The following is an 11797-nucleotide window of genomic DNA, read 5'->3' as shown; positions in this document are numbered from 1 at the left end:
GAATTATTCTGAAATTTTAATTCTGTAAATATCTGAAGAATTTCTTTTAATTGATTTCACAAAAAAACCACCTTCTTCGGGAATAATTTCTTTGAAGTCAAAACTTTTACAATCTTTCGGAAGTCCGGAAAACACTAATGTAAACCAAAAATCTTTCATAAAAGGCACAGCTGTCCAGTTGGGATAAATCGTAATGTTTTCAGCATGAATCAATTTACTCTGGTGACCTGAAGTGGTATCCATAAGATAGGTAGTATTCCAGATTCTGATGAGGTTTCCCAAAAACGGTGAAGCAGGAAAACAACAATGCACAATTACCTGCTTCTCTTCATCAATTTTAGTCTGAAGAGATTCCAGCAATTCTTTTGCAATAACGGGTTTTACAATGACTTCTTCCATAGTTTATGGGTAATGAGTAATAGATAACGGGTAATTTTAAAGCGTTCAAAATACTTATTGCCTATTACTCATTACTTATATTTAATGTTTGAGTTCTAATTTTTCTTTGCTGTATGCTCTTATTTTATCGGTAAGTTCACGATTATCAGCTAGTTTTTGTCCGTATGACGGAATCATTTCCAATAATTTTTCTCTCCATTCGCCATTCAGCTTTTCAGGAAAACATTTTTCCAAAACATTGATCATCGCAAATACCGCCGTAGAAGCTCCCGGAGAAGCTCCTAATAAAGAAGCGATTGTTCCTTGCTGATTGACAACGACTTCTGTCCCGAACTCCAGTTTACCGCCTTGTTTTCCATCTTTTTTTATGATTTGAACACGTTGTCCGGCGACTTTCAATTCCCAGTCTTCTTCTTTTGCATCTTTCACAAATTCTCTTAAATGCTGAATTCTCTGAGCTTTGGTCATCGCAACCTGCTGAACCAAATATTTTGTCAGCGGAATATTGTGCCACCAAGCCCCGAAAAGGGATTTTATATTTTTTGTATTAACACTTGCGGGTAAATCAAGATAATTACCTTCTTTCAAAAATTTAGTTGAAAAACCAGCGAAAGGACCAAACAGTAATGCTTTCTTCCCGTCAATAATCCTTAAATCCAAATGCGGAACAGACATTGGTGGTGCATCTACAGTCGCCTGAGTGTATACTTTTGCCTGATGCTGTTCTACCAATTCAGGATTGTGCGTAACCAGCCATTCTCCCGATACAGGAAAACCTCCGTACCCTTCACTTTCTTTAATATCTGAACTTTCCAGCAACGGTAGAGCATAACCTCCAGCTCCAATAAACACAAAATCTGCAACAACTTCCTGCTTATGACTGTGGATTCTGTCTTTCACTTTCATTTCCCATTTTCCGTCTTCTTTAGGATCGATATCTTTCACTTCATGATACAGGAAAACTTCAACATTTGAATCTTCTAATAAATGTCTTCCCATTTTTCGGGTTAAACTTCCAAAATTGACATCGGTTCCCAAATCCATTTTTGTAGCCGCAAGTATTTCATTTTCATTTCTTTTGCTCATTACCAAAGGAATCCATTCTCTTAATCGGTTGTGGTCAGTAGAAAATTCCATTGCAGAAAACAATGGCGAATTTTTCATTGCTGTATGGCGTTTTTTCAGATATTCAGCATCTTTTTCGCCAAATACCAAACTCATATGTGCACAAGAATTGATAAAATCTGAAGGCGTATTGATGTACTTTTTATCAATAAGATAAGACCAAAACTGTTTTGAAATTTCAAATTGCTCGGCAATACTTTCAGCTTTTGAAATATCTACTGTTCCGTCTTCATTTTCTGGAGTGTAATTTAATTCGCAGAATGCTGAATGACCCGTTCCCGCGTTATTCCATGCAGCGGTGCTTTCTTTCGCAAACCTTCCGAGTCTCTCAAAAATGGCTATATTTAAACTTGGATCAAACTCATGAAGCAAAGTTGCTAACGTAGCACTCATAATTCCGCCACCAATTAAAACAACATCGTATTTTGGTTTTGGTGTTCTGCTTAAAATTGAATTGGACATTCTTGTAAATTTACTACGAATTTCGGGAAAAGTTTTTTATTAAATATGCGATTAATCATTTTTAACACGGTAATTTTTAATTTAAGAATATGAATATTTATATTCTCGCATATACAGTAGATTTTTTGGGTTGAGAAAATAATCCCACAGATTACTCAGATTTTCACAGATGAAATTTAAAAATATTTTACTTTTCTCTCGTGATTTGAACTGATTTTGTATTTTTTGATTGGTATTTAAAATTTTGGAGCCAAATAAAGTATATCAAACAAATAGTGGCTCAGTAGAAGCAAATATTTGTGGAAACTTATATAAAGCAGAATGGGAGCTCCGTAGGAGCGACATGTTTGTAAAAGTTTATTTTATTCTTTCTTAGATTCTAAACATCGAATTGTTGCAGCCCGACTTTAAACAGACTTTTTGCGGGTGCGAAGTTGAGGCGAAAAAAGCGGGAGTTAAGGGGCGGAAATGGCTGCCATAAAAAAACATCAGTAAATAATATACTGATGTTCTATTTTATATTTTTTAAACTTAATTCAGTTTTGCAGTCAGTTTTTTGAATTGTTTTTCTGCGTTTTTACCTTCATACAAAATCGCATAAATGGTATCAATAATAGGAAGTTCAAGATTTTTTTGTCTTGCTGTTTTATAAATAGAATCTGCGGCGTAATATCCTTCAGCAACCATGTTCATGGATTGAATGGCAGATTTTACAGTGTATCCTTTTCCAATCAGGTTTCCTAAATTTCTGTTTCTAGAGAATAATGAATAAGCTGTTACAAGTAAGTCTCCTAAATACGCACTTTCATTCACATCTCTGGGCGCTTCATAAATCGCTTCAAGGAAAGTTTCCATCTCTCGGATAGCATTTGATACAAAAACGGCTGTAAAGTTGTCTCCATAACCCAATCCGCTTGCAATACCCGCTCCGATGGCGAAAATATTTTTTAGGATGGCGCTGTATTCATTTCCTAAAATATCTTTACTTGAATTAACTTTGATAAATTCTGAACTGAAAATATCAACCAACTTGTCAGAAGTTTCATCTTCTACCGTAGCAACAGTGAGATAAGAAAGTCTTTCCATCGCAACCTCTTCTGCGTGACAAGGTCCTGCAATCACAGCCTGGTTTCTGAAACCGATTTGAAATTCTTCCTTCAGATAATGCGCAACAACATCATTTACTTTAGGAATAATTCCTTTAATGGCTGAAACAAAAATTTTGTCTTTGTAGTCACACGTCATTTTATCCATTGTGTCAGACAAATAAATCGAAGGAGTTGCCAAAACTACAACATCACAGGCTGAAACCAATTCGTTTACATCTGTGGTCAGTTTTAAATTTTTAAGGTTAAAATTTACCGCAGTAAGATAAGTCGGGTTATGACCACGAAGCTCGATTGCACCTTTTACAAACTCACTTCTTACGCACCAATGCACGGTTTTACAGTTTTCAACAAGCATTTTCACAATCGCCGTAGCAAAACTTCCGCTGCCGACAACTCCTACAGAAATGTCTTTCTTAGCCTTTTTTGTGTTTGCAGATTCTGAAACTGTTTTCTTTTTCGCCATAATAAAAGTGTGAACTGCAAATATATTAAAACAAAGAAATAACCGGTCTTTATATGAAGGATAAACCTCATTTTTTGAAAAATTTAACATTAGCATACAATTAAATATCTAAAAATCCGTTAAATACAAATTATTATTAATTTAAATTAAAGGTATTCCTCAAAAAATTATTTTAATTAAATTTGCACCCTTAAAACGGTTTTTAAATTCCAAGAAACAGAAAATGAAGAAATTTTTAAGAAGCAAAAAGAAGGTAAACATCCTGGTTGCAGGACTTTTACTGATAGTTTTTGCACAAAGTATTTTGATCGCCAACTTATTTTCAAAAAAAGATGATAAAAATTACGAAGTCAATCTTGTAAAAATAAACACTGAAAAAGACAGTGTAGATTACCTGAAAATAAAGACAGATCTTAGTTTAGTAGACCAAACAGTAGGACAATTGAACTCATTTCTAAAATCTAAAGACATTAAGAACGAAAAATTGATGGTTCTTGATAACGACAGTATTTCAAACTCTATTTATCTGGCAAAACAATCCAACAGATACAGCCAATATCTGATGGATTTGCAGAAAAAACTAATGCAGGTTCCTTTGGGAATGCCGAGCGAAGGTTATATTTCATCTAATTTCGGGATCAGAAAAAATCCTATTCCATTTAAAACAGTTTATGCATCTGCAAAATCAACCGCAGAATCAAAACCCGCAGTAATTGCTGCAACCACACCAAAAGCTGAAGTTAAAGCAGAACCTTATGAAAAAATCATTGAAGTTACAGACAGCTACGGAAATAAACGTGAGGTAAAAGTAATGATAACACCGAAAGCAAAAAGTGAGACCGTTGCTTCTGCAACACCAAATTCCTCAGGAAATTCTGTTACCGCAACTTCAAAAGCTGCCGTTGAAAAAAACAATCCGCCTGCCGAAGCTGATCAGATGCAGTTTCACAAAGGTCTGGACATTGCGGTTGCGTTCGGGTCTGATGTCATTGCTACTGCTGCAGGAAAGGTGATATTTGCAGGGCAAAAAGGAGGTTACGGAAACTGTGTCATTGTTTCTCACGGAAACGGTTTGGCAACACTTTACGGACATTTATCTCAATTGGTTGCGAAAACTAATGACAAAGTAAAAGTGGGACAGGTGATTGCAAAATCAGGAAATTCCGGACGTTCTACACGGACCACATTTGCATTATGAAGTTCATAAAAATAATACTCCGGTAAATCCTAAGTTATTCATGAATTTGTAAATACTAACTACAAATAAATTTTCGGCGGCACCTTTGGTGCCGCCGAAAATTTTAATAAAAACCAAAAAATTAATATCCTGCTGTAAAACGCTCACGAATATGGTTACTCTGCTCCAGCTCATCTACAAGAGCTACCGCTACATCTTCTACAGAGAGCACACTTCTACCGTTTTCATCAAAAACAGGCGATTCTAAAGACGTTCTGTACTTCCCCGTTCTGATTCCTGCTGTTCCTTGGTGCATTTCGATTGCCGGACTGAAAAACGTCCAGTCTAAAGTTTCATTTTTCTTGATTTCGTTTAAATAATCTCTTGCTGCGGTTGCTCCCGGTTTGATATCCGCAGGAAAATCCGGACCGTCAACCAATTGATTTCCGTTGATAAACAAACTTCCAGCACCTCCAACAGTGATAAATCTTTTAATTCCTGACTTTTCTACCGCTTTTTCAATATTTTTGCTTCCGTTTAAAAAATCGTTATAAAGATTCGGGTTTGTCCATCCTGCATTGAACGTGTTGATAACTGCGTCATTTCCTTTTAAACCTTCAGCAAGATCATCAATGTTATTGACATCAATACTTTTAGCAATCACATTTTCTTTCTGCTCAACTTTTGAAGCATCTCTCACAATGGCTTCTACAGAATATCCTCTGTTTTCCAATTCTTTTACGACCTGCGTTCCTACAAAACCTGTGGCTCCGATTACTGCTACTTTTTTCATTTTTAATATTATTTATTTTATTAATTGTAATATATTTTGTTACATTTATATTCAAAAAAAAATTACTCAAATTGGTCCGCAAATTCCTGAAGAGATTTGTCTCCCAAAAAACCTTTTACCAATTGATCTGTCTCTTCAAAAAGCATACACAAATGGCTGTTAATTTCCTTCCCTACGGGACAGTCAGGATTTGGTTTTTGATTTTTCTTTCCTAAAACTTCATTGTTTTTTACAGCTGCATAAATCTCAGAAATCTTAATCTCTTCAGCATTTTTTGAGAGTCTTGTTCCGCCGTCTTTTCCCAAACGGCTTGTTATCAATCCGGCTTCTCGTAATTCGCTCAATTCTTTACGGACAATTACAGGATTCACATTGATGCTTCCTGCAATCCAGTCAGAAGTGAGCCACTCCTGAGGAAATTTTGCCAGTAAGGTCATGATATGTATTGCCGTAGCAAATCGTGTGTTGCCCATAAATTTATACTGCAAAGATATAAAAATTTTAATTGTAACAAAATTAATTACAATTAAATTCAATTGTAATTAATTTATAGTTATTGATGGTCGTAACTAAGAACATCACTCATCACCCAACCTCCATCTTTTTTTAACCAGACTGTCGTGAATTTTGCCTGACCGCCTAAAACATCTTCTTTATTTTTTTCCCTAATGTAAAATTGGTGATCTCCGGTTTGTATTGCTCCGTATAAATTTCCGTTGTTGTACAAAGGGAAAACCTCAAGACTGCTTTCGATCACTTTTCGAATTGGCTTTTGATTTAGATTCGAACATATATTTTGTTTTGTTCTCTCCAAAAACAATTTTTTGTCCTGAAAACCACCTTTATCATGATAAAATTTCAAATCTTTATCCACTTTTTTTTCTAAATATGCTATATCACAACTATTAAATCCACGTTCGAAGAAAATACTGTCTTCTCTCTTTAATTCTAAAAATAATGATGAATTTTTATCAATTTGAGCTTTTACATTTCCAATGAATAGGAAGAGAATCATCATACTGCTGTAGATTTTTTTTGCCATAGGATTATTTTTGACAAAGATTCAGAATAAATTAGATCTAGTTCAAAAAATATACCTGACAAAAACCCGACAGTTACCTGTCAGAATCATAACAAATTGAAATTCAGTTTATAATACATACGTTTTTGTTTATCAATTTCGGATGCATTTCTCAGAATGATGTAAACATTGGCAAGCGTTAAACTAATCATGGTAATTATTACAGACGCTGAACCTAGTTTAAGCAAAGCAATAATCATGAAAATGATAGGCGAAATGATGGCTAAAAATATCTGGAGAGAAATAATCTGTTTCACAATTCGAGATTTCTCTTTGGTAAAAAGCATGATGAATAGTGGTGGTAAAAAATTAGCAATCGGAAACCATGCAAAAGGAAGTGAAGAAAGATTAATCATTTTGATTAAACCGGAATTGAAAATCTGGTCACTTTCTATATTTATAACAGGTTCTTCGAAAGTAATTTTCTTTTTTAGCGTATGCGAAGCTGATAAATCTTTTTCGGAAATATCAAGACTTGAAGCTAATGTTTTTAGTGTGTACCCTTTCGGTGGTGTTCCTGCTTCAATTCGCTGAATAGTTCTCACTGAAAGACCCGATCTCCCAGCCAATTCCTCCTGTGTGAGATTTTTTTCTTCTCTAATTTTTTTTAATTCCGACATAAGTAAAATTCTGCTGTAGCAAATTTACTGCTTCCATTATTCTGTTAAATAAAAAATTACCCGAAAGCAGGTAATTTAAATTAAATATATTAAAAAAGAAATTATTTAATATCCAGCAATTCAACCTGGAAAACAAGTGTGCTGTTTGGTCCGATTTCTTTGCTGATTTGCTGATCCCCGTAAGCCAAATGAGGTGGAATAATCAATCTCCATTTGCTTCCTACATGCATTAATTGTAATGCTTCCGTCCATCCTTTGATTACCTTGTTTAAAGGAAATGAAGCCGGAGTTCCTCTTTTTACAGAACTGTCGAAAACTTTTCCACTTATTGTTGTACCGTGATAATGGCATTTTACCATCGATTTCGGACCTGGTTTTGGCCCGTCACCTTCAGTTATGATTTCATACTGTAAACCGCTTGGTAATTCAACAACGCTTTCTCTTTTTCCGTATTCAATCATGTATTCCTGACCGTCTTTCAGATTTTTTTCAGCCTGCTCTTTTTTACGCTTAAATAACATATCTGCTACTCCCATAATTTTTTTACAAAGATAAGGTTTTGAAGTGGGAAGAAAGAAGCCGGAAGCGGGAAGTTTTTGGAGAGGAAAATTATTGTCTTGTGAGTCTGCACCTCAAACTTCAAACAATTTTAATATTCTCTTAACGCAGAATTAAAAACTTGGCGTTATAATTGAGTTTTTAAAACTATATGCTAAATCCATTAAAATATAATAAGAATTTTGACAAGCTTACTTATGAAGAAAGGCAACTTCTTGAGGAAAATAAAAAAAGTATTGCCGACTTTGTAGAACATTCATCGTCCTTAAGTGATGTAAATTATGCCACGAGAAACGCTCACGCTAAAACATATGTCGTTTTGAGAGGTGAATTTATGATCAGTCCGAAAATTCCTTCTGACTTATTATATCTTTTTGACAAAGAAAAATACAATATTGTTGTGAGAATTTCAAATGCTCATCTGAAAATCAATAAAAGCAGGAAAGACACTCCCGCATATGGTTTTGCGATAAAAATTAAAGATGATGCAGACCGCACGATTGCCAATTATCCTTTGGTAAATTTCCCTTTGTTTCCTGTAAATTCTGTTTCAAAATTTTTAAAATTATTCACCGCTGTCAATCGGTTTTTCATTAAAAAATGGGGAAATATTTTTCCTTTGGTATCGCAGATTTATCAGATTTTACCGAGTATTTTCACCTCATCTTTTTTGAAGAAAAGTTTAGAATTTTTGATGAAAAAAAATGACTTTATGCTGTCATTCGATTATCATTCTGTCGGCGCATATCGTTTGGGAGATTATATGATTAAAATTAAACTGAGCCCTCAAAATCCGAAGAAAAAATTCGGAAAAAATTTAACTACAAAAGAATCTATCCAACTTTTTTGTCATCAGGAGAATTATAATGCTGATGTGATGATTCAATTTTGCTATGATTTGCAGGATCAGCCAATCAATATACTGAACAGGGAATGGAAAAATTCACCTTTTATAAAAATAGGTGAAGTAAAAATTGAGAAAGACTCTTTAGTTACTCCTAATACCTGTGATAATGAATTGCTGTCTTTCAATCCTTTTGAAAGTGCGGAAATCTTTCAGCCGGTGGGAAAAATCCAAAAATTACGGGATGAAGCATATAAGGTATCACTACAGACAAGGAGGAAAATTAATAAGCTTTTGAAATACAAATAAGGTGATAGTGAATTTTGCTTCGCAAGGAATAATGAATTTCTCAATAAAAAAGGCTTTACAAATTGTAAAGCCTTTCAAAATTTATTATTAATCTAATTGTTCTTTTTCGTCTTCCTTTTTATCAGGAAACATGATGGAAAGCAGAACCGAGATTACCAATACACCTCCTACAATTCCTAATGAAACTGGTGAGGAAATATGATACCATGGTGCAATCAACATTTTAACACCGATAAATGCTAAAATAATTGCCAAACCATAAGGTAATTTGCTGAACATGTGAATGAAATTTGCCAACAGGAAATACAATGATCTTAATCCCAAAATCGCAAAGATATTGGATGTATACAAAATAAAAGGATCATTTGAAATCGCAAAAATTGCCGGAATAGAATCTACTGCAAACAATACGTCTGTAAACTCAATTACTGCAACGACTACCAAAAGCGGCGTTGCCATTCTGATTCCGTTTTGTACCGTGAAGAATTTATCTCCATCATAGTTATCAGAAACTTTCCAGAAACTTTTGATCAGTTTTGCACCTGCCGTATCTCCATAATTCTCATTATCATCATCGCCATCATCACCCCAGGATTTAATTCCTGCATAAATAAGGAACAATCCGAAAAGCGTCATCACTACATTGATCTTTACGGTATGACCGAAAATATTCATTTCGGGTAAATAGGTTAATTCAATGAGTTCAACTCCTGCAAAGATAAAGATTGCTCTAAAGATCAATGCACCGATGATGCCCCAGAATAAAACTTTGTGATGAAGAAATTTTGGCACTTTAAAGAAACCAAAAACCAGGATAAACACAAATAAATTATCTACGGAAAGCGCTTTCTCAATCCAGTATGCTGCTTGATATTGTGTAAATTTCTCCACGGCCACTGCATGGCTTCCGGCCGTTCCGTCGGTATTAAAAACCCAATACACAACTCCAGAAAAAATCATTGAAAGAGAGATCCAGACTATTGACCAGATCGTTGCTTCTTTTGAAGAAACCTCATGACTTTTTTTGTTGAAAACTCCTAAATCTAAGAGTAACATGATAACTACGGTTATCGCAAATCCCCATACCAACCCGGGGTGCAGTTCTAAAATATTATATTGTTCCACTTTATTAATGTTATTATATGATAAAAGCAATAGCCGTAAAGATACAGATATTGCTTAATTTATGAGCCTAAAATCATACAATTTCAGACAGATTTTCATTTGCATTTTACAAATACTTTTGCTGAACGGTCTGAATTGTTTGTTCCAGTTTTTTATCAGCTGTAGGATCTCCGATTGCATTGAATTTCCACTCACCATTTTTCTTGTAGAAAACTCCCATTACCATGGCAACATGACCACTGAAAGATTTATCGTTTGCAATATCATATTTAGCAAAAACTTCTCTCACGCTTGTAGGAGTTCCTTCATAGATACGGATAGACGCAAAAGGAATCGTCCCGAAATCCTGACCTTTGTAGCTGTTTAAAACTAAGGCAACATGCTCAACTGACGGATCTAAATTAGCAAAATCAATCGTGATTACTTCATTATCTAAACCGTCATCACCACTAACGTCTCCTGTTAAATCATCACCGCTGTGCTTTACAGAGCCGTTTTTAGATTTAAGGTTTCCGAAATAGATAATTTCTGTCGCATTTTTGTTTGTATCATATAAAATACAGCTTCCGTCTAAGTCAACTGCTTCTTTTGAAACTCCGCCAAAAAAACTTTTTTTCTCGATTGCTCCCCAGTTAATTCCCACACACGCTTGAGAAAGTGTCGCTCCGTTTTCTTTTGTCAGGTTTATTCTTTGACCTTTTTGTAAGTTAATAGCCATATTGTTTTTGTTTTTAGTTATTTTTTGAAATGTAAAAATAGATTTGAATTTTTATTAATTCATTCTGATTTTTAATTTTTATTAATTATTTAAATTTAAATTGAGCATCGCACGAAGAATATTGGTTTCTTCGTTGACGTCAAATATTTTGCTCATAATATCTACGTTTTCAAGATTCTTCAGATAATCTTTTAAAACAGCATCTACACCTTCCGGCAAAATTCTTTTTCTTCTCATGAATGGTTTCTTCGAGATCTTCATTCCTTTTTATCAATTGATTCATGACGGAAGCCTGATTTGATTCATTTTCAGAAGTATCCAAATAAGACAATTCATCATCAATCAGGTACAGTCTTTTTTCCTCAACATTAAAAATAAAATGCTCATCAGACTGGAAAATTTTAAACAATTCATACTCATCTCTTCCAATTCTGTACCCACAAACAAAACGAACTTTAAAATTCTGAATATTGAGCTTGCCTAATAATTTTCTTTCAATCGAATAATCCTGATACTGATAAGAAGAAACCTGACTGTGCTTGAGTTTCGTTTCATCCGCATTTGTCCGGTAAAATTCTACTGCATATTTTTTATGAAAATATAAAACATCATTCCAGTTCAGAGAAAATTTATCTTCGGTAAGATCTTTATAAAGCTTCCTTAGATGTTCAGAAAAAACTCCGCTGTATATTTTCCTGTCTGTTTCAAAATGATCAACTTTCTTCTCTTCAAAATTCTCAATATATTGATTATTAATGTTGATTTCGTTGATTACTGCCAACAGATCATTTTCCTTCTTCTTTTTAATTTTAGTCAGAAGTTCGATTAGACTGTCAGTATATTGCAGGTGAAAAAGCTCAAGTTTGTTATAATCTAATGTCTTGTTTTCTTCGAATAATTTATGAATAATATCTGTTTTGATATAGACCGATATTACGTCGATATTTTCATAGAAATTAGAGAGAAGTTTAAGCTTAGTTAATCTTCTTCTACTCTGGGACATTATGTTTGCAA

The 11797-nt window shown here is 34.2% G+C and carries 12 protein-coding genes and 1 pseudogene; 2 read left to right on the top strand and 11 right to left on the bottom strand.

Annotated features, from left to right (window positions below; genetic code table 11):
- Positions 1–3 precede the first annotated feature (3 nt).
- The 3 genes from ACZZZA_RS08570 to ACZZZA_RS08560 form a co-directional block, all read right to left on the bottom strand.
- Positions 4–399: a hypothetical protein gene (locus ACZZZA_RS08570; RefSeq protein ID WP_463430938.1), complete on the bottom strand. Its 396-nt coding sequence runs from the start codon at positions 397–399 to the stop codon at positions 4–6.
- Positions 400–480: 81 nt separating this feature from the next.
- Positions 481–1986, bottom strand: coding sequence for a malate dehydrogenase (quinone) (mqo, locus tag ACZZZA_RS08565; RefSeq protein WP_463430936.1), 1506 nt, complete (start codon positions 1984–1986; stop codon positions 481–483).
- 531 nt (positions 1987–2517) lie between these two features.
- Complete coding sequence (locus ACZZZA_RS08560; RefSeq protein ID WP_463430934.1) at positions 2518–3558, bottom strand: NAD(P)H-dependent glycerol-3-phosphate dehydrogenase; 1041 nt, start codon at positions 3556–3558, stop codon at positions 2518–2520.
- Positions 3559–3781: 223 nt separating this feature from the next.
- On the opposite strand from ACZZZA_RS08560, the pseudogene ACZZZA_RS08555 reads away from it, so the two are divergent.
- A pseudogene (locus tag ACZZZA_RS08555) lies at positions 3782–4808 on the top strand (peptidoglycan DD-metalloendopeptidase family protein).
- A gap of 69 nt (positions 4809–4877) precedes the next feature.
- Here the strand turns inward: ACZZZA_RS08555 and ACZZZA_RS08550 are convergent.
- The 5 genes from ACZZZA_RS08550 to ACZZZA_RS08530 form a co-directional block, all read right to left on the bottom strand.
- Positions 4878–5528: an NAD(P)-dependent oxidoreductase gene (locus ACZZZA_RS08550; RefSeq protein WP_463430932.1), complete on the bottom strand. Its 651-nt coding sequence runs from the start codon at positions 5526–5528 to the stop codon at positions 4878–4880.
- A 62-nt stretch (positions 5529–5590) separates the two neighbouring features.
- Complete coding sequence (locus ACZZZA_RS08545; protein WP_463430930.1) at positions 5591–6001, bottom strand: Rrf2 family transcriptional regulator; 411 nt, start codon at positions 5999–6001, stop codon at positions 5591–5593.
- An 80-nt stretch (positions 6002–6081) separates the two neighbouring features.
- Positions 6082–6570 carry a nuclear transport factor 2 family protein gene (locus tag ACZZZA_RS08540; RefSeq protein WP_463430928.1) on the bottom strand — a complete coding sequence of 163 codons (489 nt, stop codon included), beginning with the start codon at positions 6568–6570 and terminating at the stop codon, positions 6082–6084.
- Between the two features lie 86 nt (positions 6571–6656).
- Positions 6657–7229, bottom strand: coding sequence for a helix-turn-helix domain-containing protein (locus ACZZZA_RS08535; RefSeq protein WP_463430926.1), 573 nt, complete (start codon positions 7227–7229; stop codon positions 6657–6659).
- 101 nt (positions 7230–7330) lie between these two features.
- The gene (locus tag ACZZZA_RS08530; protein ID WP_463430924.1) at positions 7331–7765 is read right to left on the bottom strand and encodes an FKBP-type peptidyl-prolyl cis-trans isomerase; all 435 of its coding nucleotides are present in this window, start codon (positions 7763–7765) and stop codon (positions 7331–7333) included.
- A 173-nt stretch (positions 7766–7938) separates the two neighbouring features.
- Here ACZZZA_RS08530 and ACZZZA_RS08525 point away from each other — a divergent pair, with 173 nt between their 5' ends.
- On the top strand, positions 7939–8940 hold the full coding sequence (locus ACZZZA_RS08525) for a catalase family protein (RefSeq protein WP_463430922.1): 1002 nt from the start codon (positions 7939–7941) through the stop codon (positions 8938–8940).
- Between the two features lie 87 nt (positions 8941–9027).
- Here ACZZZA_RS08525 and ACZZZA_RS08520 read toward each other — a convergent pair whose 3' ends face one another.
- The 3 genes from ACZZZA_RS08520 to ACZZZA_RS08510 all read right to left on the bottom strand — a co-directional run bounded on the left by ACZZZA_RS08520 (position 9028) and on the right by ACZZZA_RS08510 (position 11786).
- Entirely contained in the window at positions 9028–10065 is a 1038-nt protein-coding gene (locus ACZZZA_RS08520; protein WP_463430920.1) for a TerC/Alx family metal homeostasis membrane protein, read from the bottom strand.
- A 106-nt stretch (positions 10066–10171) separates the two neighbouring features.
- Complete coding sequence (locus ACZZZA_RS08515; protein ID WP_463430918.1) at positions 10172–10783, bottom strand: TerD family protein; 612 nt, start codon at positions 10781–10783, stop codon at positions 10172–10174.
- 169 nt (positions 10784–10952) lie between these two features.
- On the bottom strand, positions 10953–11786 hold the full coding sequence (locus ACZZZA_RS08510; RefSeq protein ID WP_463430916.1) for a hypothetical protein: 834 nt from the start codon (positions 11784–11786) through the stop codon (positions 10953–10955).
- Positions 11787–11797 lie beyond the last annotated feature (11 nt).

This window comes from Chryseobacterium sp. AC405b, from assembly GCF_979258685.1.
This window is presented reverse-complemented; position numbering and strand designations above follow the sequence as displayed.

Bases quoted from the DNA above. Each gene is read 5' to 3' on its own strand.
- ACZZZA_RS08570 (WP_463430938.1), bottom strand. From the start codon at position 399: ATGGAAGAAGTCATTGTAAAACCCGTTATTGCAAAAGAATTGCTGGAA.
- mqo (WP_463430936.1), bottom strand. From the start codon at position 1,986: ATGTCCAATTCAATTTTAAGCAGAACACCAAAACCAAAATACGATGTT.
- ACZZZA_RS08560 (WP_463430934.1), bottom strand. From the start codon at position 3,558: ATGGCGAAAAAGAAAACAGTTTCAGAATCTGCAAACACAAAAAAGGCT.
- ACZZZA_RS08550 (WP_463430932.1), bottom strand. From the start codon at position 5,528: ATGAAAAAAGTAGCAGTAATCGGAGCCACAGGTTTTGTAGGAACGCAG.
- ACZZZA_RS08545 (WP_463430930.1), bottom strand. From the start codon at position 6,001: ATGGGCAACACACGATTTGCTACGGCAATACATATCATGACCTTACTG.
- ACZZZA_RS08540 (WP_463430928.1), bottom strand. From the start codon at position 6,570: ATGGCAAAAAAAATCTACAGCAGTATGATGATTCTCTTCCTATTCATT.
- ACZZZA_RS08535 (WP_463430926.1), bottom strand. From the start codon at position 7,229: ATGTCGGAATTAAAAAAAATTAGAGAAGAAAAAAATCTCACACAGGAG.
- ACZZZA_RS08530 (WP_463430924.1), bottom strand. From the start codon at position 7,765: ATGGGAGTAGCAGATATGTTATTTAAGCGTAAAAAAGAGCAGGCTGAA.
- ACZZZA_RS08525 (WP_463430922.1), top strand. From the start codon at position 7,939: ATGCTAAATCCATTAAAATATAATAAGAATTTTGACAAGCTTACTTAT.
- ACZZZA_RS08515 (WP_463430918.1), bottom strand. From the start codon at position 10,783: ATGGCTATTAACTTACAAAAAGGTCAAAGAATAAACCTGACAAAAGAA.
- ACZZZA_RS08510 (WP_463430916.1), bottom strand. From the start codon at position 11,786: ATGTCCCAGAGTAGAAGAAGATTAACTAAGCTTAAACTTCTCTCTAAT.